18 protein-coding genes and 1 riboswitch are annotated in these 26959 nt (G+C 39.3%); of the genes, 12 read left to right on the top strand and 6 right to left on the bottom strand.

What is annotated here, in order from left to right; all coding sequences use genetic code 11:
* Nucleotides 1-68 precede the first annotated feature (68 nt).
* Nucleotides 69-1184, top strand: coding sequence for an alanine racemase (gene alr, locus PVV68_RS05465; RefSeq protein ID WP_273720925.1), 1116 nt, complete (start codon nt 69-71; stop codon nt 1182-1184).
* 296 nt (nt 1185-1480) lie between these two features.
* Here alr and gcvP read toward each other — a convergent pair whose 3' ends face one another.
* The 3 genes from gcvP to gcvT are packed head-to-tail and all read right to left on the bottom strand — an operon-like array spanning nt 1481 to nt 5775.
* Nucleotides 1481-4276 (bottom strand): aminomethyl-transferring glycine dehydrogenase, encoded by a 2796-nt coding sequence (gene gcvP, locus PVV68_RS05460; protein WP_273720934.1) that lies wholly within the window; start codon nt 4274-4276, stop codon nt 1481-1483.
* Between the two features lie 5 nt (nt 4277-4281).
* The gene (gene gcvH, locus PVV68_RS05455) at nt 4282-4650 is read right to left on the bottom strand and encodes a glycine cleavage system protein GcvH (RefSeq protein ID WP_273720924.1); all 369 of its coding nucleotides are present in this window, start codon (nt 4648-4650) and stop codon (nt 4282-4284) included.
* A 6-nt stretch (nt 4651-4656) separates the two neighbouring features.
* A complete protein-coding gene (gcvT, locus tag PVV68_RS05450) occupies nt 4657-5775 on the bottom strand; it encodes a glycine cleavage system aminomethyltransferase GcvT (RefSeq protein ID WP_273720923.1) in 1119 nt (372 codons plus the stop codon).
* A gap of 137 nt (nt 5776-5912) precedes the next feature.
* A riboswitch (glycine riboswitch) is annotated at nt 5913-6013 on the bottom strand.
* Between the two features lie 463 nt (nt 6014-6476).
* On the opposite strand from gcvT, the gene PVV68_RS05445 reads away from it, so the two are divergent.
* The 4 genes from PVV68_RS05445 (at nt 6477) to PVV68_RS05430 (ending at nt 10067) form a co-directional block, all read left to right on the top strand.
* Nucleotides 6477-7139: an LON peptidase substrate-binding domain-containing protein gene (locus tag PVV68_RS05445; RefSeq protein ID WP_273720922.1), complete on the top strand. Its 663-nt coding sequence runs from the start codon at nt 6477-6479 to the stop codon at nt 7137-7139.
* Nucleotides 7140-7152: 13 nt separating this feature from the next.
* Nucleotides 7153-7353 (top strand): Trm112 family protein, encoded by a 201-nt coding sequence (locus tag PVV68_RS05440; protein ID WP_273720921.1) that lies wholly within the window; start codon nt 7153-7155, stop codon nt 7351-7353.
* A gap of 364 nt (nt 7354-7717) precedes the next feature.
* The gene (locus PVV68_RS05435) at nt 7718-8131 is read left to right on the top strand and encodes a helix-turn-helix domain-containing protein (protein WP_273720920.1); all 414 of its coding nucleotides are present in this window, start codon (nt 7718-7720) and stop codon (nt 8129-8131) included.
* Nucleotides 8132-9035: 904 nt separating this feature from the next.
* Complete coding sequence (locus tag PVV68_RS05430; RefSeq protein WP_273720919.1) at nt 9036-10067, top strand: aspartate-semialdehyde dehydrogenase; 1032 nt, start codon at nt 9036-9038, stop codon at nt 10065-10067.
* Between the two features lie 335 nt (nt 10068-10402).
* Here the strand turns inward: PVV68_RS05430 and PVV68_RS05425 are convergent, their stop codons facing one another.
* Nucleotides 10403-11029 carry an SH3 domain-containing protein gene (locus PVV68_RS05425; RefSeq protein WP_273720918.1) on the bottom strand — a complete coding sequence of 209 codons (627 nt, stop codon included), beginning with the start codon at nt 11027-11029 and terminating at the stop codon, nt 10403-10405.
* Between the two features lie 514 nt (nt 11030-11543).
* On the opposite strand from PVV68_RS05425, the gene PVV68_RS05420 reads away from it, so the two are divergent.
* Genes PVV68_RS05420 through PVV68_RS05410 form a run of 3 tightly spaced genes read left to right on the top strand, consistent with a single transcriptional unit; the run spans nt 11544 to nt 14055 of the window.
* Nucleotides 11544-12362, top strand: a complete 819-nt coding sequence (locus tag PVV68_RS05420; protein ID WP_273782712.1) for a MetQ/NlpA family ABC transporter substrate-binding protein — start codon at nt 11544-11546, stop codon at nt 12360-12362.
* Nucleotides 12363-12368: 6 nt separating this feature from the next.
* Nucleotides 12369-13403, top strand: a complete 1035-nt coding sequence (locus tag PVV68_RS05415) for a methionine ABC transporter ATP-binding protein (RefSeq protein ID WP_273720916.1) — start codon at nt 12369-12371, stop codon at nt 13401-13403.
* The gene (locus PVV68_RS05410) at nt 13396-14055 is read left to right on the top strand and encodes a methionine ABC transporter permease (protein WP_273720915.1); all 660 of its coding nucleotides are present in this window, start codon (nt 13396-13398) and stop codon (nt 14053-14055) included. The genes PVV68_RS05415 and PVV68_RS05410 overlap by 8 nt, the downstream gene beginning before the upstream one ends.
* A gap of 1035 nt (nt 14056-15090) precedes the next feature.
* Here the strand turns inward: PVV68_RS05410 and PVV68_RS05400 are convergent.
* Nucleotides 15091-15570: a MaoC family dehydratase gene (locus tag PVV68_RS05400; RefSeq protein WP_273720914.1), complete on the bottom strand. Its 480-nt coding sequence runs from the start codon at nt 15568-15570 to the stop codon at nt 15091-15093.
* A gap of 167 nt (nt 15571-15737) precedes the next feature.
* Here PVV68_RS05400 and PVV68_RS05395 point away from each other — a divergent pair, with 167 nt between their 5' ends.
* The 4 genes from PVV68_RS05395 (at nt 15738) to PVV68_RS05380 (ending at nt 21049) form a co-directional block, all read left to right on the top strand.
* On the top strand, nt 15738-17069 hold the full coding sequence (locus PVV68_RS05395; RefSeq protein ID WP_273720913.1) for an NAD(P)H-dependent oxidoreductase: 1332 nt from the start codon (nt 15738-15740) through the stop codon (nt 17067-17069).
* Between the two features lie 1215 nt (nt 17070-18284).
* Entirely contained in the window at nt 18285-19022 is a 738-nt protein-coding gene (locus PVV68_RS05390) for a creatininase family protein (protein ID WP_273720912.1), read from the top strand.
* A gap of 16 nt (nt 19023-19038) precedes the next feature.
* Nucleotides 19039-20067, top strand: a complete 1029-nt coding sequence (locus PVV68_RS05385; RefSeq protein ID WP_273720911.1) for a GTP-binding protein — start codon at nt 19039-19041, stop codon at nt 20065-20067.
* 10 nt (nt 20068-20077) lie between these two features.
* Nucleotides 20078-21049 carry a WD40 repeat domain-containing protein gene (locus tag PVV68_RS05380; RefSeq protein WP_273720910.1) on the top strand — a complete coding sequence of 324 codons (972 nt, stop codon included), beginning with the start codon at nt 20078-20080 and terminating at the stop codon, nt 21047-21049.
* Between the two features lie 1098 nt (nt 21050-22147).
* On the opposite strand, the gene PVV68_RS10625 is transcribed toward PVV68_RS05380, so the two are convergent.
* On the bottom strand, nt 22148-26929 hold the full coding sequence (locus tag PVV68_RS10625) for an autotransporter outer membrane beta-barrel domain-containing protein (RefSeq protein ID WP_342753038.1): 4782 nt from the start codon (nt 26927-26929) through the stop codon (nt 22148-22150).
* Nucleotides 26930-26959: the final 30 nt, after the last annotated feature.

Raw genomic sequence — 26959 nt, 5'->3', positions numbered from 1 at the left:
TCGTAGAGAACTATATGAAATAATCAAAGGGAACTTCGAGCCTCACTGACTTTAAGAGAATTTTTCAAATGAACAAATACATTGATGAAGCAAATGGTTTCTTTCCTGCTACAGCTATAGCAATTATTGATGTAAATGCTATTGTTGAAAATTATAAAATTTTAGCCAAACGTGTCGCCCCAACACAATGTTCAGCCGTTGTAAAAGCCAATGCCTATGGGCTGGGTGCAGATAAAATTGCTCCTGCGCTTTATCAAGCTGGTTGCCGCACTTTTTTTGTTGCCAAAATCGAAGAAGCACTCCAATTAAAAACTATCTTACCAGAAAATGTCATGATTGCTCTTCTCAATGGGCTTCCACACACAGCAGAAGAGTTTATCGCACAATCAGGCATTGTTCCTGTTCTCAATTCTTGGCATGCTATCGAAGACTGGCAAAAACTTTGCCAAAAAAAGCATAAAAGATTTCCTGCAATCATTCAAATCGATACCCAAATGAACCGATTAGGACTTGATAAACAAGAATTACAACAACTCATCAAACACCCTAAAATTTTCGAACTAGCAGAAATAAAATATATTCTCAGTCACCTTTCAAATGGAGAAAACGCCTCTCGTTCATCCAATAATACACAATTAGCTGCTTTTAAAGCCATACTTGCAAAGTTGCCTGCCTGTAAAGTCTCATTTGCCAATTCTGGAGGCATCTTTCTTGGTCCAGATTTTTATTTTGATCTTGTTCGCCCCGGCATTGCGCTTTACGGTTTTAATCCCCATAGCAAACAGCAAACCACTCTCAAACCCGTTATAAAACTTGAAGCTCAAGTTCTGCAAAGCCGCTTTACTGATATAGGAATGCCTGTTGGTTACGAAGAAAGCTTTATTACCCGCAGACCAAGCACTCTGACAACCATTTCTATCGGCTATGCTGATGGTTGGCCACGCATTCTTTCCAATAAAGGGAGCGTTTATTTCAATGGACACAAACTCCCTATTGTTGGACGCGTTTCTATGGATTCTATCATAGTTGATGCTACCGATCTTGAGAAAAAACCTCAAAGAGGTGATTGGGTAGAACTCATTGGTCCCCATCAAACTCTTGAAAAAGTATCCACCGATGCCAATACCATTCCCAATGAAATTCTTACTTCTTTAGGAACCCGCTATAAACGTATTTACATTTAAAGTTCTCTCAAGACATAAAGTAAAAAAACGCCTCCTTTCAGTAAAAAATCCTTCAGCACTTTCAAATTGGATAAAACAGTCAAATATAAGACTATCCATCCATACGCCTTCCCCAGAATTCTGTTCATCGATATTTCCATCAAAAGATTTAAGTGAATAATGATAATAGAAATCATCAATTTATTTGAAGCCGATTACTAAGAAAAACGAAATTCCAGAAGAACAATAGAGTCCAGAACAAATGACAAAAAGCCCACACAAAATGTGTGGGCTTTTATCAATATAAACCAATAAATTTAATAGCTATTCCCCAACGGTGGACAAGAACAAATCAGCATTCTATCACCCGCAACATTATCAATACGAGAAACAGGAGGCCAATATTTACTCGCTGGTTCAAGATGAGAGTTGGGAAAAGCCGCTTCTTGCCGCGAATAAGGTCGTGCCCAAGCATCATCTACCGTATCGACTAATGTATGAGGTGCATTTACCAATGGATTATCATCTTTTGGCCAAACACCGCTACCAACTTTTTTGGCTTCTTCAGCAATAGAGAGCAAGGCATCACAAAAACGATCAATCTCTACTTTTGGTTCTGATTCCGTTGGCTCAATCATCAAAGTTCCAGGAACAGGAAAAGACATTGTCGGTGCATGAAATCCGTAATCAATTAGACGTTTTGCGATATCATCAACACTGATCCCATATTGTTCTTTCAAGACGCGTGTATCGACAATACATTCATGAGCAACACGTCCATTTTTGCCTCGATAAAGAATAGAATAAGCCTGAGAAAGACGCGCAGCAATATAATTGGCATTTAAAATTGCTGTTTGTGTTGCATATTTCAAGCCATCAGCTCCCATCATTCGAATATACATCCAAGTAATGACAAGAATAGATGCACTTCCGTAAGGCGCTGCTGAAACAGCATAGGAGGTTCCTTCTTGTTCATGCCCTGGCAAAAATGGTATAAGATGCTCTGCCACTCCAATCGGCCCCACACCAGGACCCCCCCCCCCATGGGGAATGGCAAATGTTTTATGAAGATTCATATGACAAACATCTGCACCAATATCTGCCGGACGTGCAAGCCCAACAAGTGCATTCAAATTAGCACCATCAAAATAAACTTGTCCGCCATTTTCATGGATAATAGAGCAAATGTCCTTAATACTTTCCTCATAAACACCGTGAGTTGAAGGATAAGTGATCATGAGAGCTGCCAAACGCTCCTTATGCAATTGTGCTTTCATTTTGAGATCATCAACATCAACATCACCATCACTCAAACATTTCACCACAATAACTTCCATGCCCGCCATATGAGCAGAAGCTGGATTGGTACCATGGGCAGATGCCGGAATAAGACAAAGCGTGCGTTGATGTTCTCCCCGCGATTGGTGATAGCGGCGGATTGCCAAAAGACCTGCATATTCCCCTTGAGCACCAGAATTTGGCTGAAAAGAAACTTGTGCAAAGCCTGTAATTTCACACAACCACGCATTGAGTTGATGAATCATTTCCAAATAACCCACAACATCTTCTTGGGGTGCGAAGGGATGTATATTGGCGAGCGTAGACCAACTGACAGGCATCAATTCAGCAGCCGCATTAAGCTTCATGGTACAAGAACCAAGCGGAATCATTGCCCGATCCAATGCCAAGTCTTTATCTGACAAACGACGTAAAAAGCGCATCATATCAGTCTCTGAATGAACCGCATGAAAAAAGGGCTGTGAAAGAAAAGCAGCATCACGCCCCTCTCCCATAAGTCTTGGAGAGGACTCATCAACTAACTCAGCTCCAAAAAGCTGTACTAAAGCATGGGCATCCTCGTCTGTTGACAATTCATCAAAATTAATGGCAACCCTATCATCATCGAGAACACGAAGAAGACGCCCACCTGTTTTCGCTTGGCGTGCAATCTCCAGAGCTTTTCCCTTAACAACAACACTAACACAATCAAAAAAATATTTTCCTTCACAAGGAATACCTGCTGCCTCTAAACTGGCAGCAAAACGGCATGTTAAACGATGAACGCGCCGTGCAATATCTTGTAAGCCCTGAGGTCCATGCCAAACAGCATAGGCTGTTGCCATATTTGCTAACAAAGCCTGTGCTGTACAAATATTCGACGTCGCTTTATCGCGCCGGATATGTTGTTCACGTGTTTGCAATGCTAAACGAAAAGCAACACGCCCTTTCGTATCCACGGATTGACCAACAATACGCCCTGGAAGAAGACGTGTGAGCGCATGACTAACCGCAAGATAACCAGCATGAGGCCCTCCAAATCCCATCGGAACGCCATAACGCTGCATCGAACCGACAACAATATCAGCCCCCCATTTTGCTGGTGCTTCCATAAGAGTGAGTGCCAAAGGATCAGCAACAACAATGACCAGCGCGCCTTTTGCTTTTGCTTCTTTAATCACTTCACTATAATCATTAAAAGAGCCTTTTGTATCAGGCCAAGAGAGAACAATGGCAGCCGTATCAGAACAAATTTCGCCATTTTGGCTTATCTGAATGCCTTGTGTTTGTGCACGCGTTTGTGCAACACTCAAAATCTGAGGATGCAAAAGACTTTGAAGAGAAATTTTTGTTTTTTTCTCACGTGCAAAACGTATAGCTATCGCATTTGCTTCTGCTAAAGCAGTTGCTTCATCAAGCAGTGAAGCAGCAGCAACAGGTAAACCAGTAAGTTCACTCACTAATGTCTGAAAATAAAACAAAAGCTCTAAACGTCCTTGGCTAATTTCTGCCTGATAGGGAGTATAAGCAGTATACCAAGCTGGATTTTCAAAGAGATTTCGTAAAATAACGGGCGGGACAAATGTTCCATGATACCCCTGCCCTATAAAACTTTTATGTATCTTGTTCTGCTCCATTATTTTGGAGAGTTCTTCCAAGGCTTGGTTCTCACTTGCCGCCTTTGGGAGATTAAGAGGTCGTCCCAAAAGGATAGAGTGCGGAACAGCTTGAGAAACCAGTGTTTCAACACAATCAAGCTTTAAAACATCAAGCATTTTTTGTGTTTCATCGGGACGAAGCCCAATATGGCGGGAAAAAAAATGACGTTCTAACATAGCACTCATCCAATGAATGCCTTATAAGCAGCCTCGTCCATCAACCCTTCAAGTTGCGTTTCATCCTGCAAGGTCATTTTCCATAACCAACCTTCTTTTTCGGCTTTCTGGTTTACCAATTCAGGATTATCTACCAATGCCTCATTTATTTCGACCACCTCACCATCAAGAGGAGCATAAACATCAGAAGCTGCTTTCACCGATTCCACAACAGCAGCAGCATCACCTTTGACAAGTTGCGTGCCAATCTGCGGTAAATCAACAAAAACCAAATCCCCCAACTGTTCTTGGGCATAATGTGTGATACCAACCGTAATCACTTGTCCTTCAACACAAAGCCATTCGTGATCTTCTGTAAAATAAGTTTTAGACATAGAAAATTATCCTTTAAAATAACGTTGTTCAACAAAAGGAAGTGAATGAACAGACAGTGCAATCTTTTTGCCACGCAGCTCTGTAAAGACCTCTGTTCCTTCCACTTTCCAACCAACAGGAACGTAACCCATCGCTACAGGACCATCAAAAGAAGGACCAAAACCACCTGATGTTACTACCCCAATCTGATTCCCCTCATCATCGAGCAACACCGCGCCCGCACGAATAGGTTGACGTGTTTGCGGTTTTAATCCGACACGACAACGAGAAGGACCTCTCTCAAGTGCTTCAAGAAAAGCCTTTGCTCCATAAAATTGTGCCCCTTCTCGAACACTTTTAGGCACAGCCCATGTCAGCGCGGCATCAATGGGTGTGGTATCAGGCGTAATATCATTGCCATGCAAACACAACCCTGCTTCCAACCGAAGACTGTCGCGCGCCGCAAGACCAACCCATTCCACACGAGGATCTTGGAGCAATTTTTCAGCCAATGCATGCGCATGCACTATGGGGAGAGCAATTTCAAAACCATCCTCTCCCGTATAACCAGAACGGGTTATAAACCAATCTTGTTGTGGTTCAAACCCCTGCATAAACAACAGTTCATTACCAGGCACCCCCGCATCCGCCATAACAGCAGCGGCTTGAGGACCTTGGAGAGCAAGCAAGACCCTTTCAAGAGCAGTCACCTGACAGTCAAAACCAACAACCCGCTTTTGCAATTCAGCAAAGTCGCCTTCTGCATTTCCAGCATTCGCAACCAACATAAAACGGCATTCAGCTAAACGGGTAATGATAAGATCATCCAAAATACCAGCTTGCTCATTCAGCAAGTAATTATACCGTGAGTGACCAATCTTTAACAGTGCAGCATTAAGAGGAAAAGCATAGGATAAAAATTCCACTGCCTGTGGTCCCTCTACAGCAATCAATTTCATATGAGAAATATCAAAAAGCCCTGCATGTGCACGCGTATGAAGATGCTCTTTCAAAACACCAAGAGGATAAGTCAAAGGCATGTTCCAGCCTGCAAAAGCACCAAATTTTGCTCCCGCTTTTTCATGGAATTCATGTAAAGGAAGTCTTTTTAAAGAAAGTGTTTCAAATTCTTGTGATGTACCCATAATATCTCCAAAAGTCGCGCTAACGCCATACAATATGGCTGTCTCTGCACCCCTCTGTCATAAACCTGAGAGACTCGCGAAAAGATCTTTCGCTTACACCTTCGGCGCGGACCTTTCCGACTTTCCAGATCTGTCTTTCTTCTTTTACGGTCCTTTAAAGCCTGAGAGATTATGGGCTATTTTCCCCTTCGGCGGCATACGCAAAAGCTTGCAGTCTGCACTCTCCCGCAAAAGAATGAAAGAAACGATAACGCTCTTTCCGACATTTTTTAACCTATAGCCTATCTTTATCATGCTGTCATTAATAAAGTGATGAGAGCGCTCTCATTTTAAACTTGCATAGACTGTTGCAAAAGAATTATAATAGTGAGCCTTTTGAGCATTCTGAAACCCATAAATGTCCCTGTTTCAGGAAATAAAGGAAAAAAGATCAAGGGACATAAACAAAAATACAACTTGAGAAAAGGCAAGGTTTTGCCCTCTTAAAAGAAACACCAAGCAATATCCCTCTTGCACAGTACAACCTTAAACCACAGAGTTTCTGTATTTTTTAAAGAGGTAAAAATTTCAAATATTTTATCCAATAATTTAACGCACAAGAGATTTATTTTTCTTTTCTGTAAATTTTTGTCTCTCAATAGCGTCATAAAGTGCGATTATTTACGTACCAAACTTCATCACATAAAGGTTACAAAATACTCATGAAAGCAGGCAACATTCATTATAATTGCGAAAATGATCTCCCAAAGCAAATTGCTCTTTTCCCGCTAGAGGGAGCACTCTTGCTACCAGGTGGTTTTTTATCGCTCAATATTTTTGAACCAGAGGCGCTCGAAATGGTTGAAAATGTTATGCTAACGAATCGTTTAATTGGAATTATCCAACCACTATCATCGGATACAAACCGCTTTTCCACACAACTTTACAAAATAGGCTGTATAGGGCGCATTACAAACTACAATGAAACAGGAAATGGTCAACTTTTCATTATCTTACAAGGTGTTTGCCGCTTTACCTTAGAACAGGAACTCGTGAATACAAAATCTTATCGAACCGCTCTCATTCGCTCAAACATCGAAGACTTACAAGAGCCTGCCATTGCAGAAAACATTAATCGAGACAATTTGCTCAATATTGTTGAAAAATATCTCACGATAAATGAAATGGAATATAATTGGAGCAGTATTATACAAGCGCCCACCCCTTTATTAGTCAATGCTTTTTCAGCCCTTATCCCCTTTACACCGGCAGAAAAACAAGCTCTATTAGAGGCTCCAGATATTGGCAGCCGCGCCCAAACTCTTCTTGCTTTAACGGAGCGTTCACTCATGAAACAAACAGGGGCAGATTACCATTTAAACTAATAAATGTTGCAATATGAAAAAAATGATCACCGATCCCAAAATGCTTGAATTGCTTGTCTGTCCACTTACAGGAGGCATACTCTCCTTAAACAGAAACACGCAAGAATTAATCTCACTCAAAGCAAAACTTGCCTATCCCATTCGCGACGGCGTTCCCATTATGCTTGCTTCCGAAGCTCGTCCCTTGCACAACAATGAACTTGCACGACAATAAAAAAACAGCATATGAACAGTAGAAATCTTCGCACAGTTTTGCTCTGTAGCAGCCTGTTATATCGAAATTTCATCAAAACAGAGAAATGCATTGCAACAGTTGCATTTAAATTTTGCAAAAAGCAACAAGCAACCCCTTTCAATTCTAATTGACGATTTTAGAGAATTACCTTATGAATGAGCTTGTGATATTGGTCGTATACGCAGCGATCAATAGGGCCTGGAAGCCCTAACATCGAACACAGAATAGATCTGCTTTGCGGATATCCCGGAATTTCCGGGGGCTCTTGTTATGTCCAAGTGCTCTCAAGCACTAAAAGCAAGAGGCTGATTCGATGTCAGCACTTCCAGACCCCGGAATACTAATGCGAGGGCGCTCGCATCCAAGGGGGAATAAAGTGCGCGCAAAAAATCCACATTTTAACGATATCTCCGTAGGCAAAAAAATTCGTCTCAGAAGAAGCATCATAGGGCTTTCGCAACAAAAATTAGGCAGTCGCTTAGGTGTTACTTTTCAACAAATTCAAAAATATGAAAAAGGCATAAATCGTGTAGGTGCAGGACGCTTGCAAGAAATTGCCGATATACTGGAAGTACCTGTTTCTTTCTTTTATGCTGATATCGCAACAAAAGAAAAAACTACAAATCCCCATGATGACAGAATATCGAGCAAAGCGGAATCTCTGCTTTTAAAAAATTTCAGAATGCTTACCCGCAAAAAACAAAGAGCAATCTTGCAATTAATTTCTCATGAAGAAAACAGCAGCTTATTTTCATAAATTACACTGAAATTTTCTTAAATAAAAAGCTTTATAACAGGAGAGCTGATTTGAATACCATAAGCAAAAAAAATCACGACAAAAAACGCCTGTTGCCTTCATAGTATAGCAAATTGATTGATCATGATCATTTATTATCATGCATATTGAATGCTCTCCCGAAGATCGTAAGATACTCTTATTTTAAACCCTCCCCATTAAATCAGCAAAAACTATCCCCTTGCACGTCACAGGCATAGCTTGTGTGTGAGTAAAAACTGTATAAAAAGTGCCTCTTATAAACACTTTTAAATACAAGAGCTTTCACCCTATTGAGAACTAGTAAAGAGAATAATGATGCCAGCTTGCTCCTTCACAAACGTATAGATGGGAGTACATAATGGCTTTATACCATTCATGATAGCCGTCGTGAAATAAGCATAAGTGTCTTAAGAAAGATCTCTTTAAAACAAGGGCGTCAATATGCAACACAATGGTATTCTGTTCTTCACAACAAACATGCCCCCATGAGAACCTATCTATACAATAAATACTTAAACCAAATGAAATATAAAAAACTCTACCAACGCAATGCACGGATCAATTGTCACAACATTCAACTTCTCACGAAAACAATGCATATAAAAATAATGAAGAATTCACGAGATGAGAAGACTGTAAAAAAGACTGATACAACTTAGTATCAGTCTTTGATTTTGTAACTCTCAAAATTTCAGAAGAACAGTAGATTTAAAATAAACCGCTTTGTTGGCTATTGATTACAATTGATATGAACAAATTGAAGCTACATACAAAAATGAACTTTCTAAAAATAATATTCATTTAAATATTCCTTGACCAACTTACCTTCACCTGAGTATAGCCCAAGGGGAGAAGATAGAGAGAGGAACAGGAGTACAGAAAAATGAGTTTTAAAGTTGCAGTTGTTGGCGCAACAGGAAATGTTGGTCGTGAAATGCTCACAATTCTAGAAGAGCGTGGTTTTCCTACTCATGAAGTCGTTCCTTTAGCATCACGGCGTTCATTAGGACAAGAAGTTTCTTATGGTGATAAAACTTTAAAAGTAAAAGCGCTTGATAGTTACGATTTTTCTGACACAGATATTTGTCTCATGTCTGCGGGAGGAAGTATTTCCAAAGAATATGCTCCTAAAATTGCTGCTGCCGGCTGTGTCGTCATCGATAATTCATCCACTTGGCGCTATGATGCAAATGTCCCGTTGATTGTTCCTGAAGTCAATGCACAAGCGATTGGTGAATTTTCCAAGCGCAATATTATCGCCAATCCCAATTGTTCAACAATTCAACTTGTTCTAGCGTTAAAGCCCCTCCATAATGCAGCAACCATCAAACGTGTCGTTGTGTCCACTTATCAATCGGTTTCTGGAGCCGGTAAAGAAGGAATGGATGAACTCTTTGAACAATCACGAGCTGTTTTTGTTGCAGATCCCATCACAATAAAAAAATTCAGCAAACGCATTGCTTTTAATGTCATTCCCCATATCGATGTTTTCATGGAAGATGGTTATACAAAAGAAGAATGGAAAATGACGGCTGAAACAAAGAAAATTCTTGATCCTAAAATCAAGTTAACAGCCACAGCTGTTCGCGTTCCTGTCTTTATCGGTCATGCTGAAGCCGTTCATGTTGAATTTGAAAAGCCTCTAAGTGCATCTGAAGCACAGGCCCTTCTACGCGATGCGCCAGGCTGCCAAGTAATTGATAAACGCGAAGATGGTGGCTATATAACACCCTATGAAAGCACGGGTGAAGATGACACCTTTATTAGCCGTATTCGTGAAGATATCACCGTTGAAAATGGTTTAGCTTTTTGGGTTGTTGCGGACAATTTAAGAAAGGGAGCCGCATTGAATGCTGTTCAAATTGCGGAATTACTGGCATCCCGTAACTTAATAAAACCTAAGTCAGCAAATTAAACAAAAAAGCAGCATAAAGCAAAAGAGTGCTTTATGCTGCTCTATTTTTCGTAACTCCTGCCAATCACTGTTATCCACTGACTTCCTTCCCCCACCTCAAATGACGAAGCTTCCTCTTCGTGCTAGTTTGTAAATAACCAGCTTTTTGTCTTATAGATTTCACCTGCTGAGCATTTGTATGATTGACTGACAGAAGGCTGTAAATCCTTCCCTGAAGACCTACCATATACTCTAAAAATACTTGAATGTAAAAGTCTTATACACCTTATATCGCTATACTCCAAATGACAGTGTTTTACGGCGTAATGGGATAAGTTATTGGATTTCTTTCTCTCTTATGGAGCAGGATATGTCACAACACGGTAACGTGTTTCATTGCGTTCAAAATTTTTGAAATTGACATCTTCCGGGAAAAAGGGATTATAAGCGTTCACGTGCTTTACAGAGACACCCTGTGCCTTTGCTGATGGATTAAAAATCGTTTGTTCATCCCTTTTTTTGACACCTGTAGAATCAATAATCATATCGGTTCTGTAGAATTTTTGCGCCTTTTTCCGTGTTTTTTCAGGCACTGCAAGATTTTTTAAACCAGAAACAATCTGCTTTACCTTTTGCTTTTGTGTTTTTATGGCAGAATTTGGCTTCACAGACATATCTGTAAAAGAGATTGTAGGAACATTATTGACGTTTAAATAACGTGCAAACACCCAACCAACCTTTCCATTATAACCAAGCGAACACCAAGTTTTATTGGAGAGACAACCATTAATTTGTACTTTTTCTCCCATCGGAACGGTTGCAATAACTTTATAAGCTGTCGCTGGACCTGAGCGTAAAACCGCCTGACCTGATGCTACACGAGCAACATTTCCAAGCGCCGCATAGGCAGTCGTCACTCCAAGCCCCACTCCCCCCAAAGCTGATAAAATCAGTGTTGTTGATAAAAAATTCTTTTTAAACATTATGTTTCTTCCTCTCTAAAATGTGAAGGGCAAAATATTTACCTTGGCAAAAATTTGCCGCGTTTAAGTCAAGTGGTGACCAATTCTTTGCCTGCTCAAAGAAATTTCACCACATTTCGAGAAAAGTTCATCCCTTAACCGCCCTGTAAACACAGTCTATTGTCTTGATTGCGTACTATTCTCCTCATGGATTTACCGCCCAAACGTCGTCTGACCGCCGTAGCGCTATAAGCAATCATTACTTAAAGTAAGTTTTGAAATGCCCTTTGGTTCCCCAAACAAAACATGATAAGAAAAGAATTTGTTGCCAAAATTGAAGAGCAATACCGCTCGTACATGATGTTGTTTTGCAAAGAATACTGACAAATAGAGAAAAAATAATACTCTTTTTTGCATAAAAGTGATTGAATATTTTATAAAGCTTTTATAGTCTCAGATCTCTTTAAATAAAGACGAGTATATTGAATCCTCTCTCAAGAAATCTCTTGGAAAAGCAAAAGAAAGACAAACGCGCATGACATTAAAAAAAATATTCCGGAGTGCAACTATCGGATTCCTCCTATCTCTTTTTGCACTTTTTTTGTCCAGTGCCTTTTCCATGGCAGCAGATAAATCAAAAATAAAACTTGGTGTTATGGAAGGGCATGAAGCAACTATTTGGCAAGTCGCAGCTGCACAAGCTAGAAAAACCGGTTTAGAGATTGAACTTGTTTATTTCTCTGATTACACCCTCCCCAATGATGCTGTGAATGCTGGAGAAATTGATGCAAATGCTTTTCAGCACACACCTTATCTGAATAATCAAATGGAACAGCGTGGTTATAAACTTTCAACCGTGGGATATACATTTCTTGCCCCAATTGGGGTCTATTCACACAAAATCAAAGAATTAAAAGAGTTGTCTGATGGAGCACATGTTGGCATTCCTAACGATCCAACAAATGGTGGAAGAGCCTTACTTTTCCTTAATTCGTTAGGTCTTATTAAACTAAAAGACCCTCATGATATTCTTGCATCGCCACTTGATATTATTGAAAACCCTAAAAACTTGCAAATTCGTGAATTGGATGCCGGTATGTTAGGACGAGCTGTTGATGATTTCGACATTGCCGTTATAAATACAAATTGGGCTTTGGTCTCTGGATTAGATTTACAACAAGATGCAATCGCATGGGAAAAAGCAGAAAATAATCCTTATAATAATATCATTGTTGTACGCACCAGCGAAAAAAATGAACCTTGGGTCAAAAAATTAGTGGCTGCTTACAATAGCGAACCTGTCCGTGCAAAAATCAAAGAAATTTTTGGTCCAGCTGCCAAAACATCTTGGTGATTGTAAATGGAAAAACCCGCTCTTATTTCCTTAAAAAATATCAGCCGTTGTTTTAACAAAACGGCTGGTATTCCAGCAGTGAATAATCTCTCCCTCGATATCCAGGCGGGTGAGATTCTTGGCATTATTGGACGCAGTGGAGCGGGAAAATCGACACTTATTCGCTGTTTAAATGGATTAGAACAAGTTGATTCAGGATCGATTTTTTTTGAAGGGATAGATGTTTCCAATCTCTCAGAGACAGAATGGGCACCTTATCGTCAACGGATTGGTATGATTTTTCAACATTTCAATCTTTTATCATCAAAAAATATTATTGATAACATTGCACTGCCCTTAAAATTAAGTGGTATAAGTAAAAAACAGCGCCACAAACGTGCCCTTGAACTCATTGAATTAGTGGGATTATCTGGTAAAGAATATTATTATCCAGCAGAACTATCGGGGGGGCAAAAACAACGGGTTGGTATTGCCCGCTCTCTGTCCGCTAATCCTAAAATATTGCTCTCAGATGAAGCAACCTCTGCTCTTGATCCAGAAACAACACAGTCTATTCTAGAACTTCTTGCCGATATTAATAACCGCCTTAATCTCACGATTGTGCTCATTACCCACGAAATGGAAGTTGTGCGCACCATTGCGCATCGTGTTGTTGTTCTCAATCAAGGACGCATTGTAGAAGAAGGACGTGTGAAAGATATTTTTACCTCACCGCAAGATGATACAACCATTGCCATGCTCAAGCTTGTGACCCCACAACTTCCTGAAAAATTTGCAAAAAATCTTAAATCGATAGGCAATGAGGCTGTCATTGAAATCAATATTGCCGGTGAGATTGCCCAACAACCTTTTCTCAATCTTCTCGAAGATGAAACCGGTTTTAGAGCACGTATTTTACATGGTGGTATTGATACAGTCCAAGGTGAAACTATTGGGCGATTATTTTTAGGTTTCCCCGCAAAAGATAAAGAAGCTTTAGAAAAGGCTGTTCAGTGGTTGACCAAACAAGGGCGATATTGCGAGGTTTTAGGTTATGTTTAATGTTCTCTCTCATGAACTCCCAAGCGCCGTTCTTGATACAATATTAATGACAATAAGTGCTTCTTTGATGGCACTTATAATAGGGCTTCCCCTTGGTCTTCTGCTTTATACAACCGCACGTGGCGGTATTTTTGCCTCTTCTCTCATCAATCGCCCTTTGAGCATCATCATTGATAGTATTCGCGCCATTCCCTTTATTATTCTTGCATTTTATCTTCTCCCGATTACACGTATGGTTGTAGGAAGAGGTGTAGGAATGCCTTCGGTGATCTTTGTCCTCACCATTTCAGCTATTCCTTTTTATGCACGAATGGCCGAGCTTTCTTTTAAAACCGTTGAAAACGGCCTCATTGAAGCTGTCCGCTCCATGGGAGCAAGTCGTTTGCAAATTATCAGGCATGTTCTCATTCCTGAAGCACTTCCTAGTCTCATCACCGGTTTTACTGTCATGATAATTTCTCTTATAGGCGCCACTTCACTTGCTGGATATCTTGGTGGAGGCGGTTTAGGCGACATGGCAATCCGCTATGGCTACCAACGTTATAATACTTCTATCATGACAAGTGTTATCATTCTTTTAATCATTCTCAACGTCATTACCCAATGGACTTCTGATAAAATTGTACAAAAGCTTGACAAAACAAAGCACTAAAACAATTGAGTCATTCACACACTGTTTACCAAACACCATAACGCCTTTTAATGATGAGCTCCATTTTACCTTCTCTTGATGACGCATATATCGTAGAAAAAGGTATGGGGACATTTTAGGCAATCTTCATCCCTATCCTTTCAGCTATCTCTTTTGATGCATGAATGACCGCTTTCCTTTAAAACAGTTTTAAAAAGGCTCATCAAAGCTGTCCGTTTTGTGAGAGCAAATCATCTATAAATTATCAGGCATGTTATTATTCCCACCAACGCATTGATTTATAATGATAATTGCCTTTTTACATGCCTAATGAAAAACATAAATATCGTACGATACTCTTATTTTAAACCTCGTTTATATTGAATCAATCAAAGCTATTCCCTTACACATCACAAACAAGACTGGCATCTAAGTAGAAACTGTAAAGAAAAAACTAATGGCTCTCATGAATGCTCTCAAACGCAAAGGCTATCTGCACCATTGAAAGCTAGCAAAGTAAATGATACCGGCTCGTTCCCTCATAAACATAAAGATGAGGATATACGACAACTCTGCTATTATACTATTCATAAGCTTTCGTACAGTAAGCAATATTTCTTTAAAACAAGTACGTGAAATGACAACACAATAGTATTTTGCATCATGAGCTTCCCCCCCCAAAAAGAACATAAGAAATAAAAGCGTGAAGCAATGCGTAATCTCTATTATTAAAAAAACACCGTAAATGCTTTTGAAAGCCGTAAAGTAAAATTCAAAATGGCCGATAGTACAAGAACTGTTTTTTACTTAAACCACTCCTTATCCTGATCACCGGTTTTACAGTTATGATGATTTCTCTTCATCAGAGCCACTTCACTTGCTGAATATCTTAATAGAGGCGATTTAGGCGACATGACAACCGTCTATAGCTACCAACATCATAATACTTCCATCATGATAAGTGTTTTCATTCTTTTAATCATTTTCAATATCATGACCTAATGGAATTTTGATAAAGTTATGCAAAAACTTGATAAAACAAAGCACTAAAATAATTCAGGAATTTACATGGTTTTCCCCAACCATAGCAACAATAAGCCACTGAGCTGTAAGAGCTGGTTTTTTTAACTGTTCAATTTCCACCGTGACACCATAATGAAAAACAACCCGACCAGAAGGGCGCACTTCAGCATTATTTAAAACAAAACGAGCACGCACCCGCACACCTGTTTTCACAGGGCTCATAAAACGTACTTTATCAAAACCATAATTAATTCCCATTGTTGCCCCTTCCAACTCTGGAAGTGCCTCATAAGCAAGCGTAGACAAAAGTGATAAGGTTAAAAAACCATGAGCAATAGTTCCACCAAAAGGCGTTTTTTTTGCTCTTTCCTCATCTACATGTATCCATTGATGATCATCTGTTGCGCATGCAAATTGATTAATCATATCCTGTGTAACAAGACGCCACTGCGACAATCCTACTTCTTTCCCAATAAAATTGGCAACATCTTGTACTGCTATTTTTTGCTGCATAACACTATTCCTGTTTTATATGCTAAAAGTACTCCATCCCTCTTGCTTTTATAAAACCCATTCATTAGAGCATCAAGAATAAAAGATGAACTATCTTAAAAGCAAATGCGCCTTATCAATAAAGACAATGCCCTTTTAGCAAGGTAATGTGCAAATAGGAAAAAATAATGGCAAGTAATGTAAACCTAACAGGTTTAGCGCATGATTTGAAGCAACGTGCCCAAAACCACCCACCCATCCGTATTGGACTCATTGGTTGCGGTGAAATGGGAACAGATTTGCTATCAAGTGTTGCGCATATGGATGGTATAACAGTTGCAGCTGTTGCCACCAGAACGCCTTCACGTGTTTTTGATGCTGCTACATTGGCCTATGGTGAAGATGGATATGTACGTGAAGTTGAAAATGCTCATGCTCTAACCCAAACTCTTGAAAAAGGTTTTATTGCCGCAACAGATGATATCAACCTTGTTCTAAGCCATGAACAAATCGATATTATCGTTGATGCAACAGGCTATCCTGAAGCTGGAGCTGAAATTGGCATCAAAGCACTTGAGAATAATAAACATCTTGTCATGATGAATGTTGAAGCAGATGTTACAATTGGCTCTTATCTGAAACATGAAGCAGAAAAACGAGGTCTTATTTATACACTTGGTGCTGGTGATGAACCAAGTGCTTGTATGGAACTCATTGAATTTGTTTCAGCCCTTGGACACAAGATTGTAGCAGCTGGAAAGGGAAAAAATAATCCCCTCCTCTTTGATGCAACCCCCGATGCTTACGAAGAAGAAGCATTACGACGTAATATGAATGTTCGCATGCTCGTTGAATTTATTGATGGTTCAAAAACAATGGTTGAAATGGCAGCAATTGCCAACGCCACTGGGCTTCTTCCTGATTGCCCAGGCATGCATGGACCACAAACAGCATTGCAAGATTTAAACAAAGTACTTATTCCACAACAAGATGGTGGTCTTTTAAAACACTATGGTGTTGTGGATTATTCAATAGGTCAAGGTATTTCCCCAGGTGTTTTTGTCATTGCAGAAATAGCACACCCACGTCTACGCGAACGTATGGAAGATTTAAAAATGGGACAAGGACCTTACTTTACCTTTCACCGTCCTTATCATTTAACAGCAATGGAAGTTCCACTCACCTGTGCACGGATTATGCTTTATGGCAAAAAAGATATGGCACCACTTAACCATCCTGTCGCAGAAGTCTGTGCTGTTGCCAAAAAAGATTTACATCCTGGCGATCAATTAGACTTTATTGGTCTTTATAGTTATCGTGCTTGGATCATGAATTATACAGAAGCCCGTACACAGCAAGCCATTCCTTGTGGACTTCTAGAAAAAGCAACAGTAACTGCTGAAATTAAAAAAAATGAACTCATTACGGTGCATAATACTGCAATTCGTAAAGATCAGTGGATTGCACGCCTTCGCGCCAAACAAGACCTTCTGCTTCATGCCACCCTTCCTTCCCACTAATGCCTCAAAAATCCCTTGTTATCTTTATTATGTTAATTTACAAAAATAATTTTATCATTCTATAACTTGGATCAAAGACTAAATACGCTACAATTCACTTCTTCTTGTCCCCCCCTTATGATAAATGAATAAAAATATTCATTTAGCCTCACAAATGGAATAAGTGCGTAGATAAAATTTTTCATGAAGAAAATATCCTATTAATCCATTTTCATGCAAGAGTAATCACAACATTGAAAACTAGCAAAATGAAGGACAGAGTCCGCTTGTAGCTTGCACAAATAAGATAATCATACCGACTAGATTTTGCATTATTCTTTATATAGCAAGCGTTCTGAACGAGAATTGCAGAAAATAAGAAAGATCTTTTCAAAATAACGCATTGATTGATAAATCATCATTTATCATTTTTTAATTGCCTTAAAATTCCAAACACAAGAATATTTTTTGTTTTATACCTACTTAAAAGCATAAAAATTGTTCAAATTTGCTTCCCATACAAGACTTAAAAATAAGAGAGCGATATAAGGATATGGTAAAAGAAAGACAGTACTAACTTGCCAGTACAAAATAACCTACTGTCAAAAGAGAACGCAAACTCTCTCATTAAAAAAATATCAATTGAAAAATTTTAAACTTTCGCTAATAGCAGAATATTATATATTGTCTTTAGTGACTTTCATATTTGATACAGAATAAACTATTTAAAATATTCATTTCCCTCACTCAATAAAATGAACAACAAACTCTCCCGATTAGATCAGTGAAACTTCTTCTAAATTAGAAATAATAACGCTACAATAGAGACTACAGTGCTCAGTATATTTCCTATCATTAAAGAAGAAAACAATGAAATAATACCTACAACGCCGCAAAATCCTGCAAATAAAGACACATCCTTTAAAGACACATCCTTCACTCTTTCAAAAGTTAATCCACTTTGTCCTTCAATATGAGAGAAACAAGAAATCTCGCAAATTATACATTCTCTTTGCATAAAGCCTTATATTATCATAAAATTATAACCAAAATCGTAGTGCTTTTTCTCAAGAAGACTTTCATCATTTTTCATAAATCTCTCATCTCCATTACACACATATTTGAGATGACAAGGCTCCTATTTGCGTTTCTCTGATAGATAGATTAGGGTACGAGGAACGACTCTACCATTTTGATCACTTTGTCTCTATCGACTTTCTTTTAGGCAATAAATTTATGGTATCTAACACGCCTTTTCTTGCTCTTTTGCCCTTGGGCGCCCACGAATATCATGGAAGTCATCTTCCCTTTGAAACCGATTGGATTATTGCTGAAGCTTTTGCAAAAGCACTCACCCTACAAACAAAAGAGCAATTTCCGATTGCACTGTTACCGGTTGAAAAAATTGGTTATTCTGTAGAACATATGGATATTACAGGCACAAAAACCCTCACCTTTTCTGATGCTATTGAACGCTGGATCAATATTGGTGAGAGCTGCTATCATAAAGGTATGAAACGTTTTCTTCTTCTCAACGCGCATGGGGGCAATTCCCCTTTAATAAGCATCGTGATCACCGAATTACGAAGACGTTTTTCAATGCTTGCGGTTGCAACCAGCTGGAGTCGTTTTGGCCTACCGCAAGGTTTGATGGAACCGTCTCAACAGCACCTTGATATCCATGGAGGATTTATCGAAACCTCCTTAATGCTTTATTTAGCACCAGAAAAAGTGCATATGGAAAAAGCACAAAATTTTCATAACAAGCAAGCTGATATGATTGCCAATTATCGGTATTTACGCGCTTATGGTCCCCATGCCTTTGGCTGGACAATGCGTGATCTCAATCCCCAAGGAGCTGCAGGCAATGCAAGCCAAGCAACCCCAAAAGCAGGTGAGGCGATTTTTTCTCATGTTCTTTGTGGGCTGCATGATTTACTTGATGATATCAATCGATTTAACATAAACGCATAACGATAAAAGGCCCTTCATGGAAAAGACACAAAATACGCCAAAGAAACTTCCCGTTACTGTTCTCACTGGCTATCTTGGCTCAGGAAAAACCACTCTCCTCAATCGCATTCTCAGCGAAAATCATGGCAAACGTTACGCAGTCATCGTCAATGAATTTGGTGAAATTGGCATCGATAATGACCTGATCGTTGAATCTGACGAAGAAATTTATGAAATGAATAATGGCTGTGTTTGCTGTACTGTGCGCGGCGATCTTATTCGTATTCTAGAAAGCTTAATGCAACGCTCTCACCGGTTTGATGCGATCATTATAGAAACAACAGGGCTTGCTGATCCTATTCCCGTAGCACAAACCTTTTTCATGGATGAGACTGTCCACCAAAAAACAGCTCTTGATAGTGTCATAGCAGTCGTTGATGCAAAACATTTACCCTCTCAACTTAAAGAAAGCCGTGAGGCTGAAGACCAAATTGCCTTCGCAGATATTGTTCTTTTAAATAAAATTGATCTAGTCAATGCACAAGAGCGTGCCCATGTTGAATCACTTATTCTGGCAATTAATCCGCGAGCAGTGCTTTATACAACAGAGCGTGCCAATATCCCTCTTGATAAACTCCTTAATCTTGGTTCCTTCGATCTCCAACGCACTCTAGAAAATGACCCTCATTTTCTTGATCATCACCATGTAGATCATGTATGTGGTCCAAGCTGTCATCATGATCATCAACACCAGCACATATCTACCATTCATGATATTACAGTCACTTCTGTAAGTTTAAAAACAGGGGCTCTTAAACCAGAAAAGTTTTTTCCATGGATACAACAAATTACACAGCAACAAGGTCCTAATATTTTACGTTTAAAGGGGATTATAGCGTTTCAAGGAGATGATGATCGTTATGTTATCCAAGGCATACATATGATTCTTGAAGGACAGCATCAACGCCCATGGCGTGAGGATGAAAAATGTGAAAGCCGACTTGTTTTTATCGGCCGCACCCTTGATGCTGAAAAACTGAGAACGGGTTTTGAAAATTGCGCGTAAGTGAGTAACAATGTCAAGCATAACCAAGTATGATCTTAAAGGCTACTGCCTCTCCTGCGGTTTTATAGACAATAAACCAGCCTTCGTTTCCGTGGAAGGTTTTATTGTTTTTTTAACCCCAACCCCACAAGTTATGGAAATTCACCAAGGAATTATTTCCAGTGTTTTTTCCCCTGATAATACAGCGATCATCACTGGTGGAGAAGATGGCAAAGTCTGTCAAACAACAGCAGATGGTCACACACAAGTGCTAGGAGAACGCAAAGGCAAATGGATAAACAAAGTTGCTTTTGGACCCAAAAAAGCTTTTGCTTTTGCCTCTTCACGTTTAACATGGGCAAATGTTGGGAAAGGAGAACAAGAGCTTATTCATGAACGTAGTGTAGAAGGTCTTGCTTTCGCCCCAAAGGGGTTACGACTTGCCGTTGCCCATTACAATGGTGTTACCCTCCATTGGCTCTCAACGCAAACCACTCCAACCACACTGGTGTGGAAAGGAGCACATTTTAATGTCACCTTCTCACCAGACAACCGCTATGTCATTTCTACTATGCAAGAAAACGCTCTCCATGGCTGGCGTCTTGCCGATAATCAGCATTTACGCATGAGTGGCTATCCCAACAAAGTCAAAAGCTGGTCTTGGAGTGCAAAAGGCAAATGGCTCACAACATCAGGAGCATCAGCCGCAATTGTTTGGCCCTTTCATACAAAAGACGGTCCTATGGGTAAAATACCATTAGAACTCGGAACAAGAGCAAATGCACTTGTCACCACCGTCTCATGCCATCCAAGTGAAGAAATTGTCGCAATAGGCTTTAACGATGGGGTGATTTTATGTGCCCATTTTCGCGACGGAAAAGCAATTCTTCTCAAAGATTGTGGGAAAAGTGCCATCTCAGCGCTAAACTGGGATCAAACAGGGCATAACCTAGCCTTTGGCAGTGAACGTGGTGAGTGTGGCATCATCAACATCACTGCTTAAGAAAAACAATAATAATCATTGCCAATAAAAACCATCCCTCACCCATTTAAAGATAATTGCACTCAAAATTCCATTTTCTTGCTAACAGAAAAACTACACTCCCCAATGAAATAAATACTTTAAGAATGTCTGAGCAATTTACCTTTTAACACTACTGTTTTATCCCCTCTATAGAATGAAAAACATTACCCTGCAACAGACCATAAGAAAACAATTCCCTCAGATAAAACCCTATGCCATACTGCAGACTTCCACACAAAACATCCTGAAAACTTCTGGCAAATAATGGTCTGTCATCTTCAACCTAAAAATACCGCCAAACCTGCCCCTAATATCAAAAGAGAGGAAGCTTAAAGCTGTTTTAGATAAAACAGCTTTAGCAAAGTTCAAAAATTATTCCAATGACAACGCCACCAATTACTTTTTCAAAGCCTCTGCTTATAAGCTGTCTTTTCTAACACGATCCACTTGCAACACCAATGATTGCAACACACAACCTCTTCATATCTTCTGCGCTTCTATAGCAAAGAGGATAGTTAAATCTACCTGTTACAACTTTTGCATGGGTACCTACAATCGCGAAAAAGAAAAAATCACAACTGTAGAAATACAATAAAGCGCATTTTTAATATCCTCTCCATTTATTTTACCTTCTCCCTTATTTAAAACACAAAAAGCAGAAAAAATAGCTGAGCAAAAATTTAAAATAACATGAAGATATAGATGCTATCTATAACAGTTTATAAACTGTAGGTTATCTATACAAAATAAAAATGAAAACAACACCTTATAATAAAGGCATAATGATTATAACCTACACAACAACTGCTAAAAAGACGGATAAAATAACAAAAAATTGCTCCCGCAAAAACACCCCTGATCCATTTATATTGATAAAAAAATATCAAAAACAAAGCCAAAAAATCTTTTGCAACACCACGCATATCAAGCAATTTCAATCATAAGCGCAAAAATCATAGAGAATGAATTTTTTTATCAAAAAACAACGAACCATTGAAATACAGCAATAGAGATTTTAATAAATGAAAAGGCAGCAAAATCTGCTGCCTTTCGTAGACAAGTGCGCATCATACCTTATCAAAAAAGATGACGCAAACCAGCAGAGAAACTTGCTCCTGAAACTCCTGCTTTGGTAAGTCGATGCTGATAGATTATATCCCCATGAAGTACAAATTGGGGAGAGAGCCGAGCATTAAAACCAAGTCCTACCTCTAAAGGAGAACCCAAATCACTTAATTGGAACTCTTTTTTAAAAGAGACAAACTGTCTATCTCCAAAACTATGTGAAAAATAAAGCATACTATAAAAGGAAACAAGACGTCCTACCTTAGATGTGGTAAGAGTCTTGCTTAAACGCGCACCAATACGCCCCGTCCATTGAGAAAATTTTCCCAAATCAACATCAATATGATCAACATCACGCACACGACCAAAATGAAGATGTTGATAAACAATCTGAACCTGTGGATCAAAAACAACACCCCTATATCGCATTGCAAATGCTTTACCACTGGTCAAGGAAGCACTAAACTGTTTACCTTTTAATGTTGCAGCCTTACCCCGAGCAAGAGTGAACACATCTCCCCGCAATAGACCATACGAGAATACCCCATCCATATACTCCCCTGTATCATGCTGTAGATTTCCATAACTAGCAATGGACCATTTATCAAATGGACTCTCTTTGCTGTGTTTAACATCTTGAGGATGCAGAGAAAGACTTCCATAAGTTCCCATAAAGCCAAAGAATGTGCGACTATATAAACTTTCAATTTCCTTCAACAAAACACCTGCTTCCAATGCCGTATAATCGAGATCTGCGCCATACCCATATTCAAAAGCCGACAAATTTGAAGCATAATGGTGACTTCCACCATAACCACGAACAAAAAATGCTGATTTTTCATCACCCTTCCAAGAACTACCAGAAGTACTTCGCATTGCCTCCAATTTTTTATTTTGAGAAATAAGATCTATCAAGCCAGCATAGAATAAGCTATTTGGCAGCAAGAGATAAGTTGGCAATTGCGGAACAACAGCCCTAATTCTTGGAGAGATTTTAACATCAGGCTTAACAGGAGTGTAAGGAGTAAGCTCTACGGAAGAGGGAGAAGATGCTGATAAAGTAGGCGTAGAATCCACAGGTGAAGACTCTATTGGATCAGAGGATGCAGACAAAGAATTTTCAGGAAGAATTTCACCAGACGTAGGCGGTACAGGGGTAGTATCTACAGAAGAGGCTGTAGATGAAACAGGTGTAGGTGCCGAATCCTCAGATAAAGAATTTACTGGTTCAGATGATCCAGACGGAGAAACTGTTGATGTATCAGATCCAGAGAGAGTAGAATTAGGACTCGTAGACGAAGAAGTTATGGAATCAGATCGCACAGAAGAAGATTCTGCAGGGGCAGACGACGTAGGTATAAAAGCCGTAGAAGAAGTTTCAACTGAAACAGACGGTACAGATGAAGATTCCACAGGTAGAGTGGCAACCACCAGATCAGACATCTCCGTTGTAGCTTCAGAAGAAGGATTTCCAACTGAAAGAGATGAAACCGCAGATGTAGAACCTTCAGGAAGAGACTCAATCGCCTTAGATGGCACAGGCGTAGTATCTACAGAAGAAGATGTAGATGAAACAGGTGTAGGTGCCGAATCCTCAGATAAAGAATTTACTGGTTCAGATGATCCAGACGGAGAAACTGTTGATGTATCAGATCCAGAGAGAGTGGAATTAGGACTCGTAGACGAAGAAGTTACGGAATCAGATCGCGCAGTAGAAGTTCCTGCAGGTGCAGACGACGTGGGTATAGATGAGACAGGAGTAAACGTAGAATTTGCAGGTGAAGGATTTAATGGATAAGATGACCCAGATGGAGAAGATCGTGAGGGGTCAGATCTAGAGAGAGTAGGCTTAGAGCCTGTAAGCGAAATTTTTGTAGGAACAAGTCGCATAAAAGGAGCTTTAGCTGAAACATCAGAAGTAGATGATACAAAAGTCTCAGATAGAGAATTTACTAGTTCAGATGCCTCAGACGAAAAAGATCTTGGTGTTTCAGATTCAGAGAGAGTAGAATTAGGACTCGTAGACGAAGAAGTTATGGAATCAGATCCCGCAGTAGAAGTTTCTGCAGGTGCAGACGACGTGGATATAGAAGCCGTAGAAGAAGTTTCAACTGAAACAGACGGTGCAGATGGAGGTCCCACAGGTAGAGTGGCAACCACCAGATCAGGCACCTCCGTTGTAGCTTCAGGAGAAGGATTTCCAACCAAAACAGATGAAACCGCAGATGTAGAACCTTCAGGAAGAGACTCAATCGCCTTAGATGGCACAGGCGTAGTATCTACAGGAGAAGATGTAGATGAAACAGGAGTAGACTTAGAATTCGCAGGTAGAGACTTAGCTGGATCAGATGACTTAAATGGAGAAGATCCTAATGAATCAGATCTAGAAAGAGTAGAATTAAGACCTGTAATTGAAATTTTTGTAGAAACAAGTCGCACAGAAGGGGATTTAGGATCTGTAGCCGAAGAAATTACGGAAGCAGATCCCGCAGTAGAAGTTTCTGCAGGTGCAAACGGCGTGGGTATAGATGAGACAGAAGTAGACGTAGAATTTGCATGTGAAGGACTTACTTGATAAGATGACTGAGACAGAGAAGATCGTGAGGAGTCAGATTTAGAGAGAGTAGGATTAGAACCTGTAATCGAAATTTTTGTAGGAACAAGTCGCATAGAAGGAGATTTAGCTGAAACATCAGAAGTAGATGATACAAAAGTCTCAGATAAAGAATTTACAGGATCAGATGACTCAGACGGAAAATATGTTGATGTATCAGGTTTAGATGAAATAGAATTAGAATCTGTAGATGAAAAATTTATGGAATCAGATGGTGCAGACTCTTCAGGAGAAGTCGACGCAGGCAATACAGGAGGAACGACAATAGATTCAGAAGCATCTACTCTAGGATTAATATAAACACTTTCAAGACGAAAATCCCAAAAGTCTCCACTCCCAGAAAGTAATCTATTTTTGGCATCTGCTTTTCCATAAGAAGAACTGGGACCATAAGCATGAAGATGATATTGATAAGGCAACCCACTGATTGCAACATAATCATTTGATTGATAATTTAAGAGTTTAAATGAATCCTTCTGTGCCGTCCCAGAAACTTGAACAAGTGAAATACTTTGACTTCCTTCACTGTTTGCACTTCCTTGACCATTTGCTGCTTTTCCTGAAATTTTAGAAAGGCCTTCCAGCTGAAGCAGTGTAATTCCAGAAACATCCCCATAGATCAAAATGCGATCCGTTTTGTGAGGATCCAACGAACCATCATCATTCACAAATGCACTGAGCTTAATCTGAACATTTCCCTTTGCACTATATACTGAATTCTCTAAAGTTGTCTGGCTTATATCACTTTTGGGACCAATGCGCAGTGTTTGATAACTAGGGGCTGGATAGTGATCGAAAACAATTGTACTATCAGAGAGACTTATAGACGAAACAGATGAATCTATAGAATTCTCCCCCTGCACTTGCATATGTTTACTTTTTTTTAAGTGCCATATCGAACCACGTGTTAACTGCAAATCAACAGTAGAAATATCCTCAACATGAATACCTCCTGTAAGGATAGAATCGTCTGCTTTCACCAATATAGAAGAGTTACTTTCAGCTTTTAGTAACAAATCACCAGAAATTTTTGTTTGGTCCGATAATTCAATTGTTGCTTCAGCTCCATAACCATCAGATCCAGTACTATAAATAGCGATACTATCCGGCGCACTAACAGTTGTCTTTGATAAAGAAACAGTTGCCGCTCCACTAACAATTTCTTCGACTTCTGAACGTTTATCATCATTTAGCTTCAACATATCAGCCCATATATCTGGGTCTAACCCATTAAAATAAAAACCATATGTTCCCTTTCCCTGCACAACAATATTTGATCTTTCAATCACAATATCCGCATTTTTAAACGTATCCGATGAATCAAATTCTTGAATTAATTTGCCATTTTTATAAGCGTAACCTGAAAAATTTGTAATCAAGAAGCCATGCATATCAATAAGCTGAATAGAATCACCTCTCAAATGAACATGACTACCTTGAAAAATATCAAAAGCTGCTGGCAATTTATTGACTTCTTCATCATCAACTACAATCGTGTATTTCTTTCCTTTTCCCTTAATGTTTGTGGCATCAATAAGATATCTTCCTCTAGAATAGGCTGAAAAAGCACCACTCCCATTAAAAGTAACGGTACTACCTGACATCCTAACAAACGCACCAAAACCACTAACAAAACCCATCCCCTTTACATTTAAATTATCTGACGCAATCTCAATATCTACAGTTGCTAAAGCAATATCCGTTGCTTTTCCCTCTGCACAAACAACTTGCATCGCTCCCTCAATCTTCCCTCTGTTCATTATTACCTGCCCATTCTGAACACGAAAACCGGATATATCCCTAAGATTTGAATCGGAAAGAACAAGCTTTCCACCATCTTTTACATACATACCATAGGAAAGCATCCGCTTTGGCTGATCAACCATAGTATCAACCGTAATATTTGCCTGTAATACATTTAAAACAGTTCCTGCTTTTTCAAGAGATACAAATGCAACAAAACCATCTCTCGCAGAATCGAAAAAACGATATGTTTTATCATGTATCGTGCGCTCTTTACTATCATTATATGTAAAAACACTCTTAGCAACAGTACAGGGAGTTCCAAAATCATTAGAATTAGCATTCGCATTAATATTTACGATTGGCAAAAAAGAAACAGCCGTGGCTGTAAAAGTAAATAAAAACTTATAATCCCTCAGTATATTAACTATAACCATTATCAATTTTCCCCTTCTTCCCCCCCCCTT

The organism is Bartonella sp. ML69XJBT (genome assembly GCF_028618515.1).
In the GTDB taxonomy this organism is placed as follows: Bacteria; Pseudomonadota; Alphaproteobacteria; order Rhizobiales; family Rhizobiaceae; genus Bartonella.
The sequence above is the reverse complement of the archived record's forward strand: the minus strand, read 5'-3'. Positions and strand labels throughout refer to the sequence as shown.